Source organism: Pseudocnuella soli, from assembly GCF_004347775.1.
GTDB classification, from domain to species: Bacteria; Bacteroidota; Bacteroidia; order Chitinophagales; family Chitinophagaceae; genus Flavisolibacter; species Flavisolibacter aquaticus.
Genome location: NZ_CP037755.1, coordinates 1,959,202 through 1,984,424, shown reverse-complemented (window position 1 = coordinate 1,984,424; position 25,223 = coordinate 1,959,202). Strand labels below are relative to the sequence as shown.

The following is a 25,223-nucleotide window of genomic DNA, read 5'->3' as shown; positions in this document are numbered from 1 at the left end:
TTGTAGAACCCCATTTATTATTTGCAACACCTGCCGGAAACCATAAGTCATTGTGTGCAACAAAACCGTAAAGCCCAAAAGCTCTTCTACGAGCATTATTATGGCTATTGCTTAAAAGTGGTGTTCCGATATATTTATCACTACGACAAAGCCGTGGATGTGGTGAACGATGGCTTTGTAAAAGTGTTTTGCAACCTGCACAAATTCCGCAGCGCCGATCCCGACATTACCGAACACCTGCTCATGGGTTGGATGCGCCGCATCATGATCAATACGGCGGTAGACTACCTGCGCAAAAACCAGTTTCTGCCCGAGATTGGCGAAATAGCCGAAGATGTGTGGCAACCCGAAGACCGCGGCCCGCTCCCCGACCAGGCCCTGTTGTATAAAGAACTGGTGCAGGAAATAAAGAAACTGCCGCCTGGCTACCGGGTGGTGTTCAACATGTATGTAATTGATGGACTGACCCACCAGGAAATAGCCACCCAACTGGGCATTTCGGTGGGCACATCCAAATCCAACCTGTCGAAGGCCCGGGGCATTTTGCAGGATATACTCAAAAAAAACGACCGTGAGGCCATTGTATGCAATTTGTGAATGACGATATGGATGATGTGTTCCGCAAGGCCGGCGAACATTACCCCCTGCAGGTAACGGCGCCTGATTGGGACAAGATGCAGCAGGCATTGGAAGCCGCCGACAAACAGGGCACCACAACTGGTTTGCAAAAGCAGCGCCCTGTTTGGCTGCTGGCGCTGATCCCGTTTTTGGTGTTGTGCACTACTTACTTCCCGGTGGATAAACCACAAAGTGTTGCAGTAAAAAAATCAGAAAATAAAAATGTTGTAAATGAAAAGCCAACGCCTTTTAATACAGCAAATGACACCGAGCTGGCGCAAGATGGTGTGACTGCGCAAGACTTAGTAATAGTAAAAAGCAATGGTGTAAAGAATCAAAACAATAATAACATCGTTAATCGTGCTGGCAATTTCGTGAACAGTGCAAGTACCAGCCATTTAGCAAAGCAATTAATTACTAATTACCAGGAAAGAACAACACGGCGTATCTATGAAGCATCAGATAAAGGTGTAGCACAACGTGATGAAGCAGCACCAGCACAATCCACGCTTCATGCAACCATTGAGTTGTTACCTGCTCCATCTAAATCTTATTTGCTGCAAAACAAACAGCCGGCGCTTGCAGGTGTAAAAATTGAAGCACCCAAACCTGCACCACAGCGCTTGTTTCGCAACAGCGGCCTTTACGCCGGCTTGCTGGGCAGCTTGGATTTCACTACTGTCGAATTTCAAAAAACCAATCGCATTGGCCGGCAATTGGGTGTGGTAGCTGGCTACCGGCTCAACAAAAAATGGAGCTTAGAAACCGGCTTGTACTTTTCCAAAAAGTTTTATTACTCCGAGGGATCTTATTACAAATCATCAAGAGCTTATGTCCCACCCAATACTTCCATTGTGGAAGTGGATGGAACCTGCGTGATGCTGGAAGTGCCTCTTCTATTGAAATACGACTTTACCCCGCACCGTAGGACGGGTGTATTTGCAACAGCAGGATTGTCATCTTATTTCATGAAAAAAGAGGCTTACAATTATCTCTATTATTACCACAACTCCGGCACCTACGCACAACACAGTAAACAGTACCGCAATGAAAGCAACAACCTGTTTTCTGTAGTGCACCTGAGCGGCGGCATCACCCATAAAATAGGCCGCACCACCGCATTGCGTGTGGAACCATACATCAAACTACCAATAACCGGGTTAGGTTATGGCAAAATGCATTTTACCAGCGCAGGCATGAATATGGGTGTCGTGAAAAACTTTTGATAGAGCAATATCATAGAGGCGATATCCAAACATCAATGCTGACCTTATACTTCTACTCCTTTCCTTTTTAAAAGCATCACATTTTACCCGCGGCTTAATTTGTGCGCCAGCAAAAAAATAACAACCGCAGCAACAGCCATCGCGGGTTGCAGCCAGGAAACATAACCAATGATGGCCACCTGCAGTACAATCCAAGTAAATAAAACCGCTGCGCAGCTGTAAGCCCATTGCACCGCATACCGGTTTTTGCGCAGCACTGCCATGGCGCCAATAAAGAAATTGATGCCCACAAACACAAACAGAATCAGGGCGGGAACAAAATAATCGGAGAACGGACTGCCCGCCAGCCACTCCCTGGGCACATTGGGCGCACCAGCCATGCCATACCAGCCGCCACCCAGTGCGTTGATGGAAATGATCAACAGCAACGAGCCTAATACAATGCGGGTTGCTTTCATTGAGCCAACATGTAGCAGCGCAGCCATCATACTGATACTGGTATTGAAACGACCAGCTCCTCTGTATAAAAATATAGCGTGGATTTTTTTAGTGCAATACCTGCGGTGCCCAATAATGTACAGCAACCGGCCTCATTGGAATGGGCAAATTGCTGCCGATAAAGACTATGGTATTTAAATTGTTACTCCTCTCCTGCCCATGCGCCACAGCTTTGAGCCGTTCAGCATTGAGGCGCATAACAATACACATTACTTCAATAGAAACACATGCAACAGGGACAGGATATTTCGGAAAAAGAACAGGCGCCGAAAAAGGCGTTGGAACTGGTGTTTGAAGACAACAAATACCAGCTGACCGGCGTGGCCATTTCTAAAAAAGGCCGCTTGTTTACCAACTATCCCCGCTGGGAAGGGCCACACCGGTACTCATTGGTGGAGGTTTTGCCCGGCAATAAAACGGTTCCTTTTCCCAACGAGCAAATGAACAACTGGCAGCCCGGCGACGATGGCCGCGACAAATGGGTATGTGTGCAGGCGGTGTATATCGACGATAAGGACACCATGTGGGTGGTGGACCCCGCCTGCCCGCAAATGAAGGAAGTGCATGAGGGAAGCCACAAGCTGGTGCAGATCAATTTGGAAACAAACACCATTGAGCGGACTTATTTTTTTGAAGGTGTTGCATCCAATAAAAGTTATATCAACGATGTGCGGGTTGATACCGAACGTGGATTTGCCTACCTCACCAATTCAAACGAAGGCGGCATCTTGGTGGTAAACCTCGAAACCGGCAACATCCGGCAATTGCTGCAGGATCATCCTTCGGTGAAAACCGACCCCGAATTCAAATTCATCATTGAGGGCCGCGAACTGATGAAGGACGGAAAGCCCGCCAAAATGCAATCGGACGGCATTGCACTATCGCCGGACGGCGAATGGCTTTATTACAAACCCCTTACAGACGACAAGCTGTACCGCACCCGCACAAAGATCCTGCGCGACGAAACGCTGGCCCCGGTTGAGGTGACCGAATGGGTGGAAGACCTGGGCAGGTTTACCACGTCGGACGGGATGATTTTTGACAAAGAAGGCAACCTGTACCTTGGCGACCTGCAGTCGTCGGCCATTATGCAGGTAAATGCGGACCACCAAATGTTTTGCGTATTGCAGGATGACCGGCTTGTTTGGCCGGACAGCTATTCAGTTTCGGACGATGGCTACCTCTACATCAGCTGTTCGCACATACATAAGCAACCCGAATACAACGAAGGACAAAACCGCCGCACCGGTCCATACACCATCTACAGGATGCCGCTGTAGCACAGGCAGAAGTGGGATTGAAAAAATTTTACGAGATGGGTCAGTTCCTGATTTGCAGCGTGGCGTTTAAGATTTGTTGTGCCAGTTGCAACTCTTCGGGTCGGAAATCGCCCTTAATGGTGAGGTTGGCCACGTTGGCGTAATAACCGCCGTTGATGGTTTTTATAAACTGGCCAAAATTTTCGAGGGTAGTAAAATGCAGGGTCATAGCTTTTTTAAGGATTGGATATTGCAAAGTAAATATAAGGCCCAGTTTGATTCAGCTGCTTTTATAAGCTGCCAATTATGATATTGGTCAACTCCTATCATCAAACAACATTCGTGCAAATTAGTTCACGCCACAAAAAATTTGCAAAGCGGTTGTTTGCTTAAAATAATAATCCCCTTGAAACAGGGGATTATTATACGACGCTGGTATCATGCTACGATGATTTGCTCATGTGAACGCCGGGTCATCAAAGGCATTGGACGGCTTAGGCTTATCATGGACATGGCTTTTTACAAAAGGCTTGGTTTGGGGATACTGGATGGCGGCTTGCGGGTAATGCGTGGTAAAACAACACACCCATTCAAAAGATATTGGACCGCATGATGCATTGCATTTGCTGATACAAGTATAAGGATAAGATCAAGCTCATCCATAAGCTACACCGACACATGAAATGGAATTGTGCATTTGCTCCGCCAATTAACAATGGTAAAACCTGCATTGCTTCGTTATTCGTACGGCATCCTGCAATTTTTCCACACTGCGCAAAAAAGAAACAATGCGATGCATTCGCTCTGCGCAACGAGCAGAAAATTTAATTACTGCACAACAGCAACAATCGCTTTACAGCATTGCGCAGTTGATCGAACGAAGGCGGCTTGATGATCATTTCTGTTGCCGACTGGTCGCAAACACGTTTATCGGCAGGGTTGATTGAAGTGGTAAAAATTACAACCGGGATATTTTTCAGGTCGGGCTCGCTTTTGATGCGGGTAAGTGTTTCCTTGCCGCTGAGCACCGGCATATTCATGTCCAGCACAATCAGGCAGGGGTATTTTTCCCGATCAATGCTTTTAAGAAAAGTCAGTAATTGTTGGCCATCACGAAATTCGATCAGTTCATGATCAGGTGCTTCCAGCTCCATTATTTCCCGGAACATCTCCAGGTCGTCCATATCGTCATCGGCCCACAAAATGGTGTGTTTCTCCAACATTTGGTTTTTCATTGGCCCCTCCCATTTATAATAATGAATCAGGTCAAATAATATCGTAATGCAAAGCTGGGAAAATTATGGGCGGTAAAAAATGCGAATCGGTAAAACCCCATCCTTTCGGGTTCAAAAAGGCGAATTTGCCGATAAAAAAATTTTATAATATCAGTAACTATATGGGCAAAAAAGAAGGCCCGGTGAGAACACCAGGCCGCAACCAAAACTAACTGCTTAAGAGAATAAGCAACGGCAAGATAATGAACCTCCGGTAAAATAGAAACAAGTGTTTCTTAAAAATTAAAAAAGCCGGATAAATTCCCGGCTTTGTATAATCAATTCCCATTAAAAATGCACTTTAGCTATACAAACTAATTGCACTGCATTTTGCAAAAAACAAAGCCTGCCACTAAAAGCAGGCTTTTAAAACAAAAGCAAATTCATAAAGCAAAGCAAGATCGTAAGTCGCCCGTTAAGCGAAAAAATATTGGGACAATGACCACCGGACAAACGCATTAAAACAAACGTTTGTCGAAAGCAACAACTTGGTCTGGCTTAGGTTAAGGTAACAACTGCATTCTCACGGTCTTCGGCACAATCAGGTAATGATCCAGCCAATCCAAAAAAATCAACACATGCTGAAAAAACCGGTGCAAAAGTAGCGGCAACAGGGTCGGATGCTTGCCTACAAAGGTTTTATTTGGTAAAAAAAAATAATAAAAAAAGGCCTAGAGTAGAAACTCTGGCCCGTTTTAATCCGTACCCTATGAAAACTGGGTTAAAGATACAGCAAAGAAATTTGTAACTGGTGGTCATTTATGCGCTATTTTTTAAGTAAATATTTGAGAGCGAAATCGTACATCCACTTTTCGGATTCCGTAATAGTACGGTGGTTCAACTAAAGTTGCAGGTTACAAAGCAAGACTGATAGCCGAGCAGCATCAGCAACCGGTAAACCTAGTCCATCAAATAGCTACATCAGAACGGCTCCTTCTATTTGCACCAAGCAATCCTAATAAAAACTTATTTGTAAGCGCCTTGCTGCTAGTGCAGTTATGCATGCCCGTTAGCGCTATTTGACAGTTGTGTTTGCAACCCCTATCTTTAACCTCCTTCTATCGCACCATATCCTATTGGCCACCGCAGCCAGCACACTAACGCCTTTTGGCGAACAAGCATTTTTTTCACCCTTTTTAATCCATCAAATGAACAGTTTGGAACCCAAACTCCCTGCGCCATTGCGCAGTAGTGAAACAGTAGCCATTCGGGCCAACCGGCCAACAGGCATCCCCATGTCTACGCTTTACCTGCAGCAGCAACCCGGCAAGGTTGCACTGCGTTTAAGCATGATCGTTATACTGCTTGCAGCAGTGCACACTATCAGCCTGTTCCTTTTTTATGCCAATCCTGAAGGCAATGCCGCCAAACAGGTACACCGCTTGTTTAACCTGGGTGTGGATGGAAATGTGCCCACGCTTTTTTCGGCATGCATATTACTCGCTGCTGCAGCACTGTTGTACCTGTTATCACGCTTGGCCAGTTCACAGGGCAATCGGTACGATCAAACACGCTGGTTGATCCTGAGTGGGATTTTTATTTTCCTGGCGGTAGATGAAGGAGCGATGATCCACGATTTTATGGCAGAAACCATTCGCAGCCGGATGCCAGTAGCGATGCCCAGCTTTCTTTATTTCTCCTGGATCATTCCATATTTCTTTTTTGCACTGGGTACCGGCATTTTCTTTATCCCGTTCCTGTGGCGGCTGCCTGTGCGAACGAGGAACCTGATGGTGCTTTCCGGCGTTTTGTTTGTGGCCGGTGCACTCGGTTTCGAAATGTTTGAGTCGGCGATTGTGGCCGGTAATAACGAAGCAGGTATAATAAACGAGGAAGTGCGGCCGTTATCGTTTTATATGCTCGAAACATTTGAAGAAATAATTGAAATGTCGGCCATCGTACTTTTTATTTACACACTATTGGATTATATTAAAATAAAAAACGCTGCGATTGAATGGCGGCTTATTTAATCCAAAACGAACATCGCAGTTTCAAAATATCGGTCCAACGCTTTTCGGTTTAAGCAAATATGAAAGGCCATCCGTACCGGTTTTTTATCCCTGATCATACCTTGAAAACGTAAAAGCCCTTCCAGTTGGAAGGGCTTTCTTTATAGAAATCATGTTCAGTGCAATTTCAATTGCAGCAATTGAAAACGATAAATCAATAATTCCCGATCAGGGTTTCAAATTCATCGGCAATAAGCTCGGTAAAATAGCGGGCCTGCTGTACCAGTTTGTCAAATGCTGCGCCCTTTTGCACACAGGCAAGCACTTGCAGTTCATTTAATTCTTTAGTAATTGCCGAGGTAAACCCTGTAGAAAAAACAACAGCCGGTACTGCATGTTGTGTTGCATGTGCCCGGATGCGGCGCAGTGTTTGGCCACCATTGAGCAGCGGCATATTATAATCGAGCACCACCAGCGCCGGATGTTGGCCTGACGGCATTGCATCAAGGTGACGGAGCAGATCATGCCCGTTTTTAAAGAAACGAACCAGCTCGCGTTTGCCTATTTTTTCAAAAGCAGATGAAAGTAAGTTTTGGTCATCTTCATCGTCTTCTACGATAAGGATTGGTTGCGAATACATAACGTTTGTTCTTACTATCAAATGTAGAAAAACTACAGTAACTCTATGTATTACAGGCACATGCAAACGTGCAAATTATAGCGGAATAAGCAGAAACGGGGTCAACGGCTAAGGGTTTGCACCCATTGCGCCGCTGCAAAAAAAGAAAATACCACCGGGGCATATATCAAATCAAACAGGAATATAAGCCAGCAGCACACAACCCGATCCCGGTGTGCTGGTTACAGTTAGCCGGCCCTGCACGCTTTCGGCCCTTGTGGTCATATTGCTAATGCCGATGCCATCGCGTTTTTGCCGAATGTCAAACCCTTTTCCATCATCGGAAACCTGCAACACCAGTTCATCGCCGCCGTGCTGAATGTTAATGCACACATGCGTTGCATCGGCATGTTTCAAAATATTGGTGAGGTGCTCCTGCATGATGCGGTAAATGGCCAGGTGCACATCCTGCGCCACGTCGAGGTGTTCAATCTCTGCAATGTCCATTTCAATGCTGATGCGGTTGGTCGCAGCAATAACATCCACTAATTCATTGAGCGAATCTTTCAATCTTATTTTGCCCAGTGTGGGTGCAGAAAGGCGTTTCGACAAACTGCGTATTTCGTTGATGGATTCCTGTAATAACTGAATCGATTTATTGATCAACTCTTCGCTGCTGCCAATGCCATCGCGGCAAAGCTCCTGGTACAATTTAACGGTAGTGAGTACCTGGTTTACATTATCGTGCAGTTCGCGGCCCACTTGGGTACGTTCTCGCTCCTGTGCGTTGATCACTGCGGCCGTAACCATTTGCTGGTGCTTGCGTTTTTCTTCTTCCAATACCTGCTCCAGCCGTTTGCGTTCAGTAATGTCAATAGCGATGGAAAAGAAATGCTGCAGCTTGCCTTTTTCATTAAACACGGGTTGCGAGTTCACATCGGCCCAGTAGGTTTCGCCGTTCTTCTTGTAGTTCAATACCTGCACATGCACCGGTTCGCGCCGGTCCCATTTTTCCTGTACCAACGCCACAACGGCCGGATCGGTTTCGGGGCCATCAAAAATCTCATGCGAGTACTGACCCACGGCTTCTTCAAAACTAAAACCGGTGATACGGGTAAATGCATCATTTACCCATTCTACGCGTTTATCCTTCCCAATGATGGCTACAATATTGTTGGTTTGTTGGGCCACCAGTGACAGCTTGCGCAGTTCGTGCTCATTTTTTTTGCGTTCGGTAATATCTGTTTCAATGGAAAAATATTGCTCCAGGTTACCGGCACTATCGAAAATCGGTTGTGCATACGACTCGGTCCAAAACGGCGTTCCGTTTTTCCGATAGTGCAGCATTTCAATTTGATAAGGGCGTCCCTTTTTTTGTTGCGACTGTATATAACGAATGGTAGCCGGGTTAGTTTCCGGGCCGGTCAGGAGCTCGTTCATTTCCTTGCCCAACACTTCCTGCATGGTGTAACCGGTGTTGCGCAAAAATGCATCGTTTACCCAAGTAATGGTCATGCTGGGCGTGGTAACAATCACGCTATTGGCGGTTTCCCGCGCAATCAACGAAAGCCGCCTGAATGCTTCTTCTGTTTTTTTGCGTGCATCCACATCGCGGAAAAATGCTGAGAGGCCATTTTCTGTGCGGTAAACACTTAGCTCTACCCACTTGCCATTTTGCGGACAAACATGTTCCGAAATAACCGCGTTGTTTTCCCTGATCACTTTCTCAAACATTGGCCGGTACAATTGTCTCGCTGGCTCGCAATACCATTCGATCAGGTTTTTGCCAATGATCTCCGATCGCTTTACTTCCAATATTTCTTCGGCCTTGTGGTTGAAATACTGCACCACCAATTCGTTGTTCAGGGAAATAAAACCCTGGTTCATATGCTCCAGGATGGAAACAAGCTGGCGGTTTTGCCGCTCAATTTGTTCTTCGTATTTGCGGTGGCGTTCCACTTCTTCCTTCTGCTCTGTAGCATCCCTGAAAAAAACGAAAAGACCCAGGTCGGAAGGATAAGCACTCACCACAAACCAGCGGTTGAACCTTGGGATGAATGCTTCAAACTGCACCGCGGTTTGTTCACGAAATGCCTTGTCATAATGCTGGTGAAAGATGGTGCCCTCCATTTCGGGAAAACAGTCCAAAAATTTGCAGTTGAGCAACTGCGCTGCCGAAATGTTCAGGATGTGCTCCGCCTGCGGATTGTAGTGCACAATGCGCCACTCCTTATCCATTGCAAAAAATCCATCAGTTATGCAACTGAATATATCCAGTAATTCGCCGCTATGTCCATCCAATGGCAAAGTTCCGCTATTTGATTGCGCCTCATTTCTGCCCGACGCTGGTTGCACAAAGCAATACATTAAGTTCTGTGCTGTGTTCCATTGCATGGACCATTGCGTACACTGCAAACCGCCTTGTTCTTTATTGATCCAAATATTGATGCGGGTAACGGTGCTGTTGTTGGTGGCCGCAACAAATTGGCTTTCTGCGCGGGCCCGGTCCTTTTCAGTAACTATTTCCAGCCAATGCATGCCGGTGAGTTGTTCGGGTGCATAGCCCCACTCCTGCGCTGCATGTTCATTTGCATATGCAAATATTCCGTGCTGATTAATAGCGCAAATAACACCGGGCATGGCGTCGAATAAAGGCTGAACCGTTGTTGAGGAAAGGCGTTCTTTTCCGGTGGTTTCGTGGTTATTGAAGAAAGGGTTTTTCATGGTTTACCGCACCATTAAGGCCAGTAAGCTGGCCCGCCATGTGGCGTACATTTTTATGCTTGCAGACGTTAAATAAAACAGCGAACGATGCAATACTCATGATGCGATTACCTGCAGGGCACACAGTTATGCCAATTGCATGCTTCACAAAACCGTTTCAATAATGCAGCCCACCCAATCATATTGCTTTGTGCAAATATAAATGCTGCGCTCCATCTGTTGCACGTTAAAAAAACGGGGCATTCTAAGTATTCGATACTTAAAATGCCCCGTACTTAAACAAACATGCCCGCTGCATGCTATTTAACCTACCATGTTTGATGAAGCTATTGCATCAGCTTGCTAGTAACAGCAAATGAAAAGTGGTGCCTGTGCCCGGCTCGCTATCGGCCCAAATATGGCCGCCATGGTTATGCACCACTTTGCGGGCAATGGCCAGGCCGATGCCGGTGCCCATGTATTCCGCATTGCCATGCAGGTGGGTAAAGATGTTGAAAATGCGCTCCGCATCTTTTTGCTCAAAACCAATTCCATTGTCCTGCACCGCCAAGTGATAATAACGTTGGCGGCTATCGTCCGCCGATAATTCGCGGCGTACATCGCGGCCAACTACCTGCCGGCAGGTAATTTTTATTTGCGGCGGCTGACCTTCCTTGCTGTATTTAAGGGCGTTGGAAATAAGGTTGTGAAACAGTTGTTGCAACTGCCGGCTGTTGCCTTCAATAATGGGCAATTGATCGTAGCGAATGGTGGCCTGCCGCTGTTCAATTTCCAACTCCAGGTCGCCCAGCACGCTGGCCAGCTTTTTATTCAGGTCGATGGTTTCCAGTGTGGTGGCACCTTTTGTTGTTTGCGAGTAAGCCAGCAGGTCGTCGATCAACGTACCCATGCGGTGGGCCGCATTTTCGAGGCGCCCAAAAAGGCGCACCTGATTGTCGGACAACAATTCTTCCAGTTCGTTTTTAAGCCGGTCGGAAAAGAAGTTGATCTTCCTAATTGGCTCCTTCATATCGTGTGAAGCAACGTATGCAAACTCTTCAAGGTTGGCGTTCGATTGCTTCAGGTCTTCCACCGTTCGCTCCAGTTGCAACTGTGTTTCTTTGATCGGCGTGATGTCGGTGAAAATATGGATCAGGTGGTCGTCATCCATTTTTGATATGGTCAGCTCCAGCCACCTGCCGGTTACTTCCAAAAAGTATTGAATCAGCGCCGGCTCGCCAGTAGCCAGTGTGTTCAGGCAGGTTTGCCCATACGCCGAAGAAATGATATTCGGATCGAGCTCCGCAGCGGTTTTTACCAGATAAATTTCCCGCGGCAGGCCGGTAAACTTTACCGCTGCATCGTTGGCCAAGATAGTGCGGGCATCAACCACGGCACCGCTTTCATCGCGGATCATTTCCGTAACGGAAATGCCGTTGGATGAATTAGACAAAATATTATCGAGCAGGTTGCGCTGGCTTTCCAGTTCGCGGGTTCGTTCGGACACTCGCTGCTGCAATTCCTGTTCGCTTTCTTCAATTTTTTTACGAGCAGCTACCTGGTCGGTTACATCAGTAGCCACACCAATTATGCCGGAGATGTTACCCTCGCCATCGCGGAAAGGCTCATACACAAAATTGAGGTAAGAAGTTGCAACCGAATTTTCGCGGGGCAGGGTCACCGGCCGCTCGTTGGCCACCACGGTTTCACCCAAAGTGTACACCCGGTGCAACATGGCTTCAAGGCCTTGGTTCTTTGCTTCGGGCAGGGCTTCAAATATAGGCTGGTGCCGCATTTTAGCGGCTTCGCGGCCCCAAAGCTGGTACATGCGGTTGTTGGCAATTTCAACGATATAAGATGGCCCTTTAAAGATGCACATGGCCACCGGCGATTGCAAAATGGTATTGCGCAGGTTGCGTTCGCTTTCCTGTATGCGGCGGGCTGCCAGCACTTTGTCGGTGGTTTCAATACAGGCGCAAAACAAGCCTTGCACGGCACCAGAGTCGCTAACTATAGGGCTGTATGAAAAAGTAAAATAAGTTTCCTCGATATAGCCGTAGCGGTTGATGTACAACGGCTGGTCTTCGGACCAGGTAGAGACGCCGTTGAAAACTTTGTGCACCAGCGGGGCCAGGTCATTCCATATTTCGGCCCAGGCCACCTGGCCGGGTTTGCCCAGCAGTGTTGGATGCTTTTCGCCGGCAATGGGAATATAAGCGTCGTTGTAAATGGTAACCAGGTCGCTGCCCCACCATACAAACATGGGAAACCTTGAATTAAGCACAATGCTCACGGCCGTTCGCAGGCTTTGCGGCCAGGTTTGGGGATGCCCCAAAACAGTGCCTGTCCAGTCCTTTGCCCTGACCAATTCTCCCATCACTCCTCCGCCACTCAAAAAGGCATTGGGCTGCATTTCATTGATCATTTCCGTACAAAAAATTAATTAAGGGTTGATGCCAAAAGTAAACAGAAATGCATATTTCAAAACGCTGTCGAAAATTCAGTGAAATCCAAAGGATTGGGCATTCAAGATAGTGTAGTGTGCCGTGCGGCCAAAAGAAATTTTTAATAGGAAAAATAGGCGCAAACGGAAGAATAAATGGTAGAAAAATCAAATACAAAAGACTAATGCGCAATATGGCCAGTCAGTGGCGGTTGTATAACCGGTTATTGCGTCATCGCCTGAGTGAATGCACGGCCTAATAAACACAACCCTGATACATTTTGCGGGAGCAAAAAAGAACGGCGAGCAGTTAAAGAGCCAAAACTGATCTTTGCAATATTTCAGGAAAACAACCCATTCAAAAAGCATGTGTATTTAATCCAATACTATACCTTATTTGAAACGGAGCCAATTGTGGCGATTATAAATCCGGCCCGGCCTGCACATCCGTGGTGGGTTGTGCGCCTTGCATTTGCGGCCAGCCATCCACCCAGTCAACCCGGTCGAGCAACATTACCCGCCGCACCGGATCGCGTTTATCAAAGCCGTGATAGAGCATCCATGTAACGCCGCTTTTATCCGTAATAATATCACCGTTATGACCCGGCCCAATAAAGCCTTCGGTGCCTTCATTTTTTTGCAACAACAAAGTGCCGCCATCTTCCAATAACGGCTTTCCATCCTTGTCTAGGTACGGGCCTTTAAAATCTTTAGAGCGGCCCACTTTTACGCGGTACGTACTTTTTTCGCCGGCGCAGCAAGTGCCCACCGAACCAAAAAAATAGTAATAGCCATCGCGTTTGTAAATCAGCGAACCTTCATACGAGTTGCCTGCCAGCTTGAACTTTTCACCGGCCACCTGCATGCCGTCTTTGGAAAGGGGCACTGCATAAATACCATGAAAGCTGCCCCAAATGAGGTAGGGCTTCTTGCCATCGACGTATAAAAAAGCATCGATGGAATTATCCACGCCAATTTCTTTACTCAGGAACAATTTGCCGTGATCGGCAAACGGGCCCTGCGGTGTTTTTGAAGTAGCTACGCCGATGCCCGGGTTGGGATCGCCCCAGGTGGAAAAAGAATAGTACAGGAAATATTTGCCTTTATAAACTGCCGCATCGGGTGCCCAGATGCCGCCCTCCTTTTTCCACGATGGTTTTTGTTGCAGCGCATCGCCCACAACCTCCCACTGCACCAGGTTTTTTGATCGAAGGATGGGCGTAACATACCGGCCACCAAAACCCTCCTTTTGCCAATTGGCTTGGGTGGAATAAGCATAGTAATATCCGTCTTTTGCCTTCACCAGGTTGGGGTCAGGGAAATCGTGGTTGAATACCGGATTTTGATAAGTTAGTGTAGCGCCGCTCTGCTGCGCATCTGCTACAACCGAACCCGAGCAAAAGGCACAAACCATTATGGCAGCCAGCATCCAACCTTTCAACATGATACACTTATTTTTAAATAACATCAGGCCCATTTTAATCGCAAATAGTTTTTCGTTTTACCGTGTCCGTTAGTTCCTAATCAATTTTACTTCACAACCGGAAATGCAACGATCCGCACCTTGGTACAGCCAATGGGCACCAGCGTCATCTTTTCCACCTCTGGCGCAGTTGGCCCCATAAATAATCCATCACGGGCTGTAACGGGCTGTGGCGCTACATCGTTTACTATTTGCCAGGCGGGTATTCGTCGGCCTGCGGCAGTTATTTCGATGGGTGCATGTGCCAGGCTCCAAACAAAGCTTTCATCCACAGGTTTTACCTTGCGCACCTGCATTGCATTTGCAGCGTTTTTCACCAATGAATCGAGCAGGCCATAGTTCCAGGGATCGGTTGTGTGCACGGTAAAATAAGGCCCTTCCTTTTCATCGGTTTGTTGTTGCCACAATTCGTTCAGTTTTAGTGCATAAACCAACGGCCCCCGCTCCACGGCCCTTGAGTTGCGGCCCCAGTTGGAAGTGGTTACCTGCATGGGCAGTTGCAGCGTCAGCTTATCGCCGGTTTTCCAACGTCGGTTGATGGTAATCATTTTACCGCCTTGCTCTCGCTGCAGCTCCTGCCCGTTGAGCAGCACTGTTGCTTCGGCACACCAAGATGGTACCCGAAGTTCAAGCGGAAACTCAACCGGGCTTTTAGCGTTTATTTCAAAATGGATGACATCATCAAAAGGATATGCAGTTGTTTCTTTAATGGTTACTTCGGTTTGCGTAGCACCAAGCTTTACTTGCACGGTGCTGGGGCTGTAATGCAGCGCCGCTAAACCATTGCCTTGCGTGCCATACCAAAGATGCGTGGTAAACTTGGTCCAACCTTGGTGCATGTTAGCGAGGCAGCAACTGTAGCCGCTGCGCATGCCCAGCACATTATTCATCTCACGGCTGAACGGCAGCGAAAAATTGAACACGCCTTTTTTGATGTGCACCTGGTTGGCAATCTGGAAATATTGTTTGTTGTTGTAATCATCGGTGGTTTGCGACGGCAGTGCATTAAAGGTCATGCGCTCCAGTGCATCCATGTACCGAACATCGCCGGTAATGCCCACGGCCTGCTCCAGCGAAAACTGCGCTTCTACAATAGCGCACAGTTCTGTGCCCTGCGTGGGATCGTTTCCATTAAGGTCTTCATCGGCGGAAAAAATACCAAACGGCAAACCGTGCAACGTCATCAGGTCATTGAAGCCGGTTTTAAATGTGGCTAAATATTCGGGTTTGCCGGTGCGCTGGTAATGCACCAGCGGATCTTTTAAGGCCATCGCCACGTTTACACCGTGCCGCGTCATCCAGGCCACGCCGTTTTGCTGCGCGGCAGCATTGATCACCCAATCGCGGCCGGCAAAATACTGGCTCCATGGAAACGATTGTTGCTGCACCACCGAAGCCAACCGGAGCAGCGACGTGTCTTTGGTAATACCATAAAGCCATTGCGCCACCAGCATGTTTTCCGTTCCCCTTGATTGGGCCCACTCGGTCCATTTACCGATGGGCGTTTGCTGCAGCGTTTGCAACTGGTAATTAAAATAACGCTGCATGAACGGAATAACCCGTTTATCGTTGGTAGCGGTGTAATATTGCTGCAGCACTTTCAGCATTATCATTTTGGGCCACCAGTCGTCGCCTTTATCGCTGGTAGCCACCGATATTTTTTCACCGGTTTCCCGCTCCCATTTTGTAAGGGCGCCAAAATAACCGGAAGGCCGCTGGTTGTCTAACGTCCAGTTGATGTAGCGCAGCACTTTTGCCTGCAGGGCCTTATCATCAAGCAGGTATGCCAGCGGCACAGCGCCATCCAGCCAGTAAGGTGTTTCTTCCCAATTATCGCCTTTGCCACCGAGCCAACCGTTGTCGTTGGCAATTTTTGCATGCACTTCATCTAAATGGCCAGTGGTGCCATCACGCATGATCTGCAGTTGGTGCAGCAACCAGCCTTTTGGCTTGATGGCACCTAAAGGAAGCTCGGTGTATTTGGGCGCTACATAACCACCACCGGATGTTTGCGTTTGCGCATAACCGGTAGCATTGCACAAAACAACGACTGCTGCAAACAGCGTGATCTTTACTTTACTATTCCAAACGGATGGACGAAAAATGCTGGCCAAATCGAAATGTTTTTGATGAACAATTATTTAAAAAATGCTGCAAGCGGGTGTGCATTCCTTTAAGATCAGGGTGCAGGGCTGGTTACTGCCGGACGTTTGTTCTTTTGTTGTGCGGGTGCTTTTGCCATCATTTGCTGTTCCAATACTTTCATGAAATAGCCACCCACTACGCTGCGGGCCTGGAAGCCCACCATTTTGCCGGTGGTGGTTTCGTGCCAGTCGCTGAGCGGCACCCTTGACGTAGTTTCTGCGGCATACCGATACACGGGCTGTAGGAGCGCCTGGAAATCTTTGGGGTTGGAAGCAAATGTAGCTGTCCAAATGATCCAGTCGGATTTAGTGTATGTTTTACGGCTGTCGAGCGGCAGGCCATATTGCTCCTGCTTGGTCAGGTAAAAGGCAATTTCCTTATCGTACACCGACTGTGGAAATAGACCCAACCCTAACACTTTATCCCATACCAAGTTATACTTCTGGCTCCATGTGCCCCTTGCATCAAAAGCAAGTGCGTAGTGATCGCCTTCATCGGCCATCTTCATCCAACGCTTAACCATATCTGCGGCCAGTGCACTATACTTTTCTGCCACATCCCGATAGCCCAGTTGGCGGGCCAACTGTGCATAACAACCAATGGCCACTATCGCTTTTACCGACAAGTTGATGTTGCGAGCCAGGTGGCCTGCAAAATCATCGGTGCATAACTGGTTGGCAGGATCGAAGCCTTCTTTTGCCAGGTATTCTGCCCAGGTGGTGAGTGTAGCCCAGTGCTTTTGGGCATACGCTGCGTTGCCTTCGGCTTTGGCTATTGCGGCCGTTAAAATGATCATGTTGCCCGACTCTTCCACCGGCATGTCTTCGCCATAAGTTTGGCCATTGGCCAATGGATAAGTGCCGAGGTCGTGGGCCGCAAAAGGTTTGGCCCACTTGCCGCTTTCGCTGTAGTAAAAAATGCCATTGAGCATCCCTTTCAACAGTGCAGGATTGTATGCGAGATACAGCGGCGCCGAAGGGTACGTAACATCCACCGTATTGATGGACCCGTTGCTGTAATTTTCCTTCGACATAAACAACAATTCGCCCTGTGGACTTTGCACCAGTTTATGCGCTGCAATGCTTTGCCGGTATGCCAGCACACAAAGCTTTGCATAATCTTCGCCACCTGCTTTTACTGCATCACTGTACAACTGGTTGTTCAATGCTTTGCATTTAGCAATCGTGGCCGGGTAATCGGCAAGTGCCGCGGCCAGTTGGCCTTCCATTGTAGCGGCACCTTTCAGCCGCCACCAGGGCCGCAGGTTTTGGCCAAAATACTGAACCGAATATTCATCGTCGTAACCCAGCAGGAAAAGTCCTTCTTTAGCCATGTTGCCCACATTTCCCAACGGTAGCACGGTGTGCAGCATCAATCGCTTACCCGTCATTTTCGTTTGTGCCTGCTGGTTAAACACCTCACTCAGATTTGTAGCATTCGAAATGGATTGCTTCACGCCAGCGCCTTGTTTTGCAGCCACGTATAAATGGCCCCAGTCAATGCGCAAATCATCGCCCTTTTTCTGCAAAACGGGCTGTGCCACAGTACCCGCCTTTAAGATGGAAAGCCCGCCTGCATTGTATTGCGCAGCCATTACTTCCTGTGCCGGTGTGTTTGTAGCAATGTCGGTAGCAGCACCGAGGTACAATGTTATATCGTGTTGTTTTCCATCGGCCGATTGCACCGCGGCACTGATATAAGAAACAGGCCGCGCCATGGTTTGCAGATCGTTGATGAGGAGCGGAGATGTAAATGTAAGGGTGAGATTAGCCGGACCGCAAGCAAAGCTGTAAATGGTCTGCGTGGCATTCATCGTTACGCTTTTTTGCAACGCTACCTGCACGCCGGCATTGGGGTCGGCATCCGGTTCGCGAACAATGCCTGCATCGAGCCAGGCGCCGCCCGCTGTATTGCGTACATGTATGGCCAGCACGTTGCTGCCTTTTACCAAATGCTGGCGCAACAAATCGTTTAGTGGCAGCATTTGAAATTTGCTGTTCCAGCCCGTTCTTTTATAAATGGAAGCGCCATTTAAAAACACCTCAACGTTGTCATCGTGGTGGAGCTTTAAGTACATCGGTGTTGTTGGCAACTCGTCCAGTTGAAAACTGCGGCGTACCCATAGATCTTCGCTGCGCCAATGGGTTTTTGCAAGTGCTGCATTATCGCCAAACGGTGCTGCGCTGCGTTTCCACGAAGCATCATCAAAGCGGGGTTGCATCCAATCGGCGCCTGGGGCAGTTTCCGTAAATGCGAAGTTGTAATCCTTTTCATCGGAGGCAGGCAACACCGTTTCAAAAGACTGATCGAGTGCTCCCAGGAAACGGTACACCGTGCCGTCCACTTTTACCAACCCGATCAGTGCATGCGGCGTGCCGGTCCAGTGTTTTGTGGGTGCTGCGGTTAGCGTATCGCTGTTCGACCATATGCTGAAATAAGGATCGTGGGTAATGAGCGGGTAAGCCGGGGCCCGGGTAACCTGTGCCTGCAGCCATATGCAAGGCGCCACCAGCATGGCGAGCAGCAAATAAAGTTTCATATTCAAAACGTAGGTTTATAATCGTTAGCTCAAGACAATGCCATTTCGGAGCCGCAATATTTATCCGCCTGACCTGCATCACAACAGGTGCAGTCACGCGAAAATCCACATTGCTTCGTTACCACAATTTAAAGTATTTAAGCACTTAGCCTGTCGCGGGTTATTTTTAGGGAAGAGAAGGTGAAAAAACAAGTAGCATAAAAACGAAAAGCAATATTGAAATGGACGACAATATTGTTTACCAACAAGGAAAAGCAGTTTTTTACGTGCTGCACGACTAACGTTGAAAACTACTTGGCCTATTCTACTTCATCTGCAGGAGCTACGATGCGGTATGTGTTTGCAAAAACCGTTTAGCCACCACTATTTCCTCCCGGTCAGTTGCTATGCCGGAACACAGGTTGCTCAATAGCTGATAGTAGTGCCTTGCCTTCGGCACATCGCCACTTTGTTCCGCAGCTTTTGCAGCACCATATACGCTATTGAACCGGTTGGGATGTGTTGCCAAACTAGCCTCGTACGCCTCCAATGCCTGCGGCCATTGTTTCAATTCCATCAGCATGTCGGCCAACAATTCTTTTGCAGGCAACACTTCACCCGGCGTAACCGGGTGCTTTTCTGTTGCCTCTTCCATCTCTGCGGCATTGCGCATGGAAGTCAATGACTTTTCCATTTCCCCGACCTGCCAGTACAACCATGCTTCAGAGGTTTTGATTTGAATGGCCACTTGGCCGGCTTTGTAAGCATCTTTTTGTTGCAACAAAGTTTGGCGCAAGCGGTCTAAAACAGCCAACTCCCCTTCGGCGCCCTTCCTGTTTCCGGTATGCACCAAACCCAGCAGGCGGGTAAAATGAATGATGGCATTTTGCCAGGGATATTCGTTCCAGGAAAAGATTCCTGTTGGCACTTCCAGTGCAGCCGCTTGGGCCCACAATTTATTTTCCAGCATATAACGCGACGGTATAGCCGCAAATGCATATGTCACTTTAAAGTTCACTGGCGTTACTGCTTTCATTGCCAGCAAATAGTTCATTTGTTTGCGGGCAGAAGCATTGTCGCCTCGCTGCAGGTGGGCGTACACCAGGTAATCCATGCCATGCAACTCTTCATCCCAATGCCCTTTCAATCCAGCGGTGGTTGCATAGCATTGCGCAGCGTCAACCGAAGCAAGATTGGATGCAATAGATTCCGGCCAATGACCCAAGCGGGTAAATATATGCGAGGGCATGTGCAGCGCATGCGCCGATGACGGTGCCAAGGCCGCATAACGCTTTGCTGCAGGCAATGCCAAACGGGCCAGATCCGGAGAGTCGTAGGAATGAATGAGGTAATGCACCACACCCGGGTGATTGGGTGCTTTCGCGTACAGCGACTGCAATAGTGCACCGGCTTTTTTTTGCCGCCACAGCGACTTGTCGGCCGGATCTGCTGCAGCATTGAGGGCCAGTGCATAAAATATGGCCGCCTCCAAATCATCCGGATAGCGCTGGTGCAACTGCTGCATGGCCGTTTCAAATTTGATGCAACGGGCTTTGTGATCGAGGTTTTCCCAATTGTTGTAAAATGCAGCAATGGCGTTGATGTAATCGGATTCTTTAGCGGTCTTTCGCCTTAGCGCAGCGGCAATGGCGATCGCTTTAGCACCCTTTGTAATTTCCGCTTCGGTGGGTGGTGCCCATAGCGGATGGAAGTTGCTCATGGCCACACCCCAATATGCCATGGCACACTGCGGCTGTCGGTAAATGATGCGGGCAAAAACCTGCTCTGCGGCATCGTACTCAAATGAGTGCAATAGCTTTAAGCCCAAATTAAATGCTTCATTTTCCGATACATCGCCGGAGATAGGAAAAGCGACAAAACCCAATTGCTGATTTTCTGGGCCGCAGGCAACCAGGTTACCTTTTTTCAGTGCAAGTGCATCAATGGTTGCGGCTGATGGACTGCCGGCTTGCTGTTTACAGGAAAGAAAAAATATGCATGCTGCAACATTTAAAAGCAGCTTTATGGCTCTTTTCATGTGGATGGCATTGTACAGGTGCAAGGCTTGGCGTTGCTTTTTCAAGTGCAACATTTTACCTGTACTAAACAACACATTTTATCTATAATTTTTACCCCGCAGCAGTCTTATTTGAAACGATGAGTAATGCCGCAATTACCGGCTCAAAATGTTATTGTAGATAAATGCAAGGCATGGAAACAGGAAAGCTGTTTTGACAAAAGGTATTGTAAGATGGATTCTTAAATCAAGGTAACTGCACTATAGCATGCCAGTATTTCACTTAGATCATTTCATGCACTTTAATGCTTATCCATGTATTTTACCCACCCGCAACAACAGGGGGAAGCGCACTTCGTAAATGGTTTCTTCCGGCCAGTGCTGCTGCAATTCTTGGTGTAACTGATTTACCGGGTTAAACCCGTTTTGCCGGATAAAATGTTGCACTGCCGACCAGGTGGATAAATAGCCCACCAAGTGGTTCAACGTCCAATGCACGGTGTTTGCAAACTGTGGAGCGGGCAGCTCGGTGAATGGAAAGGGAATGGTGCGGTAATGTTCATCCACATACCGGCGCTCCTTGTCCCAATAGTCGCCGATGACTGATGTATAAAAATGATCAATAACCCGGTCGATAGGTTCCGAAATGGTTAGCATGCCATAGCCTACTACAAACAGGATCGCGTCCGCTTTCGCTACTCGTTTTACCTCGGCATAAAACTGCTGAAAGTTGAACCAGTGAATGGCTTGCGCCACCACGACCGCATCAAAAAAGCCATCCGAAAAAGTTGTCTTTTCTGCAGGCTGTAACGAGTAGTGAATGTTGGGTGCCTGCACGGCATTGTCAATCTGCGCCTGGCTGATGTCGGTGGCTGATACGTGTTGAAAAAATTGGGACAAGGCATGGGCCACCTGCCCGTTGCCAGTGCCGCAATCCCATGCAGCCTGCTTTTGCGACACAGTTTGTTCAATGTATGCAAACAACGCTTCGGGATAAAGCGGACGGTACTTTGCATATTCGCCTGACTGCACGGAAAAATTGTCTTTCATGATTGATTCATTTAAACTCATGCCTATTTGTGCACATCGCAATAAAAACAATTGCGCAATCGATTACTTACTCTGCCCTCAAAAGTTTACTCGAACAAGGTTGGCCGTTTGGCAAATTAAAAAACTAACTAAGGTTTTGATATATCGCCCTTCCTATTTGCCGCCACACAATACCATCAAATGCAAGTACCTCCACCGCATGTTCGCCGATGATGAACAAGCCAGTCCAAAATAACACCGGGTGAATTTTACCATAAGTGCGTTTGTCTACAACCCAGGAAAGTATGATGAAGCTGTCTGCAAGTACAACGCCAAACCAAATATCGGGCCTTGTTACGGAGGGAAAATAATGACGAAACCGAAACCATGCGGGCCAAAGCAATACAATCGTAGCCAGCAACAGCAGCCTCTTATGGACTTTAAGATTTTTGCGTTGCGCGAATCCTGCCCCTACAAGCATTGCAAAAATTAATGCCGTTGTAGCAATGCCAACAATTTGAGAAACTGCTGTTTCACCTAACCCTGTGGACAAATCCCTGTTAACTTGGAATAAGCCTGTGGGCAGCATTGTAGCCACAATTCCAAGTGCAATAAATAACCCCAAATATCCCAGCGTTTTGTGCAACCGGAAGTTTCTGAATTTAACGGTAAGGGTTTGCAGGAGAAAAAGAAAAACCCACCCAAATGCAAAGGCCGCATGAACATGAACGACGACAGGAATGGCCAGACTACCTTGAAAAGAAGGCTTGATATAAGTTGTAAAAAAGCCGATGACAACCGCCAACAGACCTATGATCCCGAAAAGTAAGTAAAAGGAATTTTTCTTTTTCTTGATAACGACCGTCATCATTTTTTGGGTACAGAATGGAGCACCACTTTAAATATATGCTGGTTTCGTTTTATTTAGAATGTCCTGCTTGTTTTTTTGAAACGCTATTCGTAGATACAACTATGCAACATTCGTAAATGTCATCCAATATCTACAACCTTTACAAGGCATAAAAAAATGCGGCAGTGTGCTCACTGCCGCAGCCCTGTCTATTATACAATCAAATTATTGCCTTGCCTGCTGCAGGGCCTGCACCAGGTTTTTATGGTATGCTTCACTCACCGGCAGCTTTGCATTACCCACTGTCACCAAAAAGCGGTCGGCCTTTTCAATCTTGGGTACAGCAACCAAAAACGACCGGTGAATGCGCACAAAACGCTGTGCAGGCAGCCAGTTGATGGCTTCTGCAAAAGTGCTCCGGGAAAGCACTTTGCGGTCGTTCAGCACAAAAGTTACATAGTTGCCCGTAGCCTCCAAATATTGGATTTCATCATACATTACTTTTACCTGCTCCTGTCCCGTTTTCAGGTACAGGTGATCCGATATCTCGCCGGAATTGCGGAAGTTGTACAACTCAAATGCTTTGTTGCAGGCCTTTAAAAAACGGGCCAGCGAAAATGGTTTCAGCAGGTAATCAATAGCGTCCATTTCAAAAGAAGTAACGGCATGATCGCTATACGCAGTTGTAAAAACCAGCAGTGGCTTTTTATTGAGGCTGTTGTAAAAATCAATACCTGAAATATCCGGCATTTTTATATCGAGAAAAATCAGATCAATGTTTTCTTTTTGTAAATACTCCAAGGCTTGAAATGCATCAACAAATGCAGCCTTCAATTCCAGGAAAGGCACTTTCGATGCATGCGACCGCACCACTTCCAACGCCATCGGCTCATCGTCTACCACAATTGCTTTCATACTGCCGCTGTATTATTTACCTAAGTTAACAATGAGGTGCACAAAAAAATCATTGGGTGTTTCTCGCACCACCAACTCGTGGCGGTTGGGATACAACAGTTGCAGCCGCTGCCGCACATTTACTAGGCCAATTCCGTTGTTTGTTTTTTCCGGGTCGTGTTGCGGCCGCTGGTGTTTGCTGTTGTACACATCAAAGTAAAGTTCCGAACCTTTTAGCTCCAGCGAAATTTTGATGTACGATTCTTCGCGCAGGCTAATGCCGTGCTTGAACGCATTCTCAATAAAAGGAATCAGGAGCATCGGCGCGATCTGCACCAAGGGGTTGATCTCTTCCGGTATGGACACCTGAATGCGGATGCTGGGGCTGGCATCGGTGCGCAGCCGCTGCAGGCTTACATAGTTTTCGAGGTATTCAATTTCGCGGGTCAGTGCAATTTTTTCCTGCATGTTTTCGAGCAGCATAAACCGCATCATGTCGCCCAGTTTTTGCACCCCTTCGCCGGTACGGTCAGCGCCTTCCTGTATGGCGGTTCCATACAGCGTATTGAGTGCATTGAAGAGGAAATGCGGGTTGATCTGCGACCGCAAAAAATCAAGGCTTGCAGTCGATTGTCCCAACTCTGTTTTCAGTGCATACAATTCTTCGTTGCCTTTCATTTGACGCTTAAAAAGTATCCACACGGCGGGCCCCACAATCAGGAATTGCAAAAAGCCATTAAACAGGCCAATGCTCATGCCCGTTTCCACATCATCACTCATTGCCGACAGCAACAAACCCGGTAGCAAAAAGCATAAAAAACCAAGTACAAAAGTGCACAGTATATAAAAGCGAACGGGCTTTTTGCGGCGCAGCGCTTTTGGTATAATCACATTAAAACCGAGGTAATAAAACAGCAGCGCACAGGGCACAGCAATCACCCACAATTGAAACAATACCATCACCCGGGTTGCTGCCAAAAAAATGGCCATGATGATCCAGAGCGCCGCGGCAATCATCCATTCGCGGTTTACAAACCGCGATTTAAAATTGCTTTCGCGCAGGCGACCAAACACCTTCAACCCAGTGTAGCGCAGCATGGTGTACCCTACAAACAACAGCAGCAGCCGGAAGGTGTATAAAAAGCTCAATTGCCACAAGTTGTTTTGCACCGCCTTTTCGCTGGTCATGGTGTAAAACAGGTAAAACTTGAGGTAGTAATTTGTAAAAAAGATCACCAGCGCCACAGCCAGCAAAATTACTGCAGCCCATGCTGCATGCACCCCAGCCCGTTCGCCGCGGATGATTGCGGGCACCAGTTTAAAGTTGAGGGCAATGAATGCTGCAAACAGCACAATGTAGCGTATGAGCCAGGGCAGCAGGTAATGCTGGTAATAATTAAACGGCGCACCTGCGGCCTCAAACATGCCCCTATTGGGAGCCCAGGCATGCTGTGGCAATTCATCAAATGCAGGCGCCATGAACGTGATGGCCATCAGGATAAAAATGGCGGAGAACACCCACAACTCAATGGCGGAGAAACGGTCCAACTTGATGTTTCTGTACTTCATAGCGTAAAAATGTTAGCGCAATATCTACAGAAGCAAATTATTGTGTATACAAAATGTGACGGGAACGCCGGTTTGTGGGATGGATCCGGCAAAAACCACAACGGCCTCAGACCACTGAAGCGATTTTTT

Annotated in this window: 18 protein-coding genes; 4 read left to right on the top strand and 14 right to left on the bottom strand. The window is 47.6% G+C overall.

The genetic code is table 11. The features are described from left to right. Positions 1-54: 54 nt before the first annotated feature. Positions 55-597 (top strand): RNA polymerase sigma factor, encoded by a 543-nt coding sequence (locus tag EPD17_RS08305; RefSeq protein WP_240040778.1) that lies wholly within the window; start codon positions 55-57, stop codon positions 595-597. Then, the gene (locus tag EPD17_RS08300) at positions 594-1,844 is read left to right on the top strand and encodes an outer membrane beta-barrel protein (RefSeq protein ID WP_165929564.1); all 1,251 of its coding nucleotides are present in this window, start codon (positions 594-596) and stop codon (positions 1,842-1,844) included. The genes EPD17_RS08305 and EPD17_RS08300 overlap by 4 nt, the downstream gene beginning before the upstream one ends. An 83-nt stretch (positions 1,845-1,927) precedes the next feature. Here EPD17_RS08300 and EPD17_RS08295 read toward each other — a convergent pair whose 3' ends face one another. Continuing rightward, entirely contained in the window at positions 1,928-2,302 is a 375-nt protein-coding gene (locus tag EPD17_RS08295; RefSeq protein ID WP_132053345.1) for a hypothetical protein, read from the bottom strand. A 267-nt stretch (positions 2,303-2,569) separates the two neighbouring features. On the opposite strand from EPD17_RS08295, the gene EPD17_RS08290 reads away from it, so the two are divergent. Continuing rightward, complete coding sequence (locus EPD17_RS08290) at positions 2,570-3,622, top strand: L-dopachrome tautomerase-related protein (RefSeq protein WP_132053343.1); 1,053 nt, start codon at positions 2,570-2,572, stop codon at positions 3,620-3,622. 40 nt (positions 3,623-3,662) lie between these two features. Here the strand turns inward: EPD17_RS08290 and EPD17_RS19950 are convergent, their stop codons facing one another. Together EPD17_RS19950 and EPD17_RS08285 are read right to left on the bottom strand one after the other, a co-directional pair. Next, positions 3,663-3,830, bottom strand: coding sequence for a hypothetical protein (locus EPD17_RS19950; RefSeq protein WP_165929563.1), 168 nt, complete (start codon positions 3,828-3,830; stop codon positions 3,663-3,665). Between the two features lie 595 nt (positions 3,831-4,425). Beyond that, on the bottom strand, positions 4,426-4,836 hold the full coding sequence (locus EPD17_RS08285; protein ID WP_132053341.1) for a response regulator: 411 nt from the start codon (positions 4,834-4,836) through the stop codon (positions 4,426-4,428). A 1,196-nt stretch (positions 4,837-6,032) separates the two neighbouring features. Here EPD17_RS08285 and EPD17_RS08280 point away from each other — a divergent pair. Further along, on the top strand, positions 6,033-6,845 hold the full coding sequence (locus tag EPD17_RS08280) for a hypothetical protein (protein ID WP_132053339.1): 813 nt from the start codon (positions 6,033-6,035) through the stop codon (positions 6,843-6,845). A gap of 193 nt (positions 6,846-7,038) precedes the next feature. Here EPD17_RS08280 and EPD17_RS08275 read toward each other — a convergent pair whose 3' ends face one another. The 11 genes from EPD17_RS08275 to EPD17_RS08225 form a co-directional block, all read right to left on the bottom strand. Then, complete coding sequence (locus EPD17_RS08275; RefSeq protein ID WP_132053337.1) at positions 7,039-7,464, bottom strand: response regulator; 426 nt, start codon at positions 7,462-7,464, stop codon at positions 7,039-7,041. Between the two features lie 171 nt (positions 7,465-7,635). Next, positions 7,636-10,167, bottom strand: a complete 2,532-nt coding sequence (locus tag EPD17_RS08270; protein ID WP_132053335.1) for a sensor histidine kinase — start codon at positions 10,165-10,167, stop codon at positions 7,636-7,638. A gap of 334 nt (positions 10,168-10,501) precedes the next feature. Then, the gene (locus EPD17_RS08265) at positions 10,502-12,571 is read right to left on the bottom strand and encodes a PAS domain-containing sensor histidine kinase (protein WP_132053333.1); all 2,070 of its coding nucleotides are present in this window, start codon (positions 12,569-12,571) and stop codon (positions 10,502-10,504) included. A gap of 439 nt (positions 12,572-13,010) precedes the next feature. Continuing rightward, positions 13,011-14,033, bottom strand: a complete 1,023-nt coding sequence (locus EPD17_RS08260; RefSeq protein WP_240040777.1) for a family 43 glycosylhydrolase — start codon at positions 14,031-14,033, stop codon at positions 13,011-13,013. Between the two features lie 86 nt (positions 14,034-14,119). Continuing rightward, on the bottom strand, positions 14,120-16,186 hold the full coding sequence (locus EPD17_RS08255; RefSeq protein WP_240040776.1) for a beta-L-arabinofuranosidase domain-containing protein: 2,067 nt from the start codon (positions 16,184-16,186) through the stop codon (positions 14,120-14,122). Between the two features lie 65 nt (positions 16,187-16,251). Then, positions 16,252-18,756 carry a glutaminase family protein gene (locus tag EPD17_RS08250; protein ID WP_132053331.1) on the bottom strand — a complete coding sequence of 835 codons (2,505 nt, stop codon included), beginning with the start codon at positions 18,754-18,756 and terminating at the stop codon, positions 16,252-16,254. Between the two features lie 322 nt (positions 18,757-19,078). Beyond that, positions 19,079-20,818, bottom strand: coding sequence for a tetratricopeptide repeat protein (locus tag EPD17_RS08245; RefSeq protein ID WP_204743366.1), 1,740 nt, complete (start codon positions 20,816-20,818; stop codon positions 19,079-19,081). A gap of 243 nt (positions 20,819-21,061) precedes the next feature. Then, positions 21,062-21,802, bottom strand: a complete 741-nt coding sequence (locus tag EPD17_RS08240) for a class I SAM-dependent methyltransferase (protein WP_132053329.1) — start codon at positions 21,800-21,802, stop codon at positions 21,062-21,064. Positions 21,803-21,926: 124 nt separating this feature from the next. Beyond that, positions 21,927-22,652, bottom strand: coding sequence for a hypothetical protein (locus tag EPD17_RS08235; RefSeq protein ID WP_132053327.1), 726 nt, complete (start codon positions 22,650-22,652; stop codon positions 21,927-21,929). A gap of 204 nt (positions 22,653-22,856) precedes the next feature. Beyond that, a complete protein-coding gene (locus EPD17_RS08230; protein ID WP_132053325.1) occupies positions 22,857-23,546 on the bottom strand; it encodes a LytR/AlgR family response regulator transcription factor in 690 nt (229 codons plus the stop codon). 12 nt (positions 23,547-23,558) lie between these two features. Beyond that, entirely contained in the window at positions 23,559-25,094 is a 1,536-nt protein-coding gene (locus EPD17_RS08225; protein WP_204743364.1) for a sensor histidine kinase, read from the bottom strand. Positions 25,095-25,223: the final 129 nt, after the last annotated feature.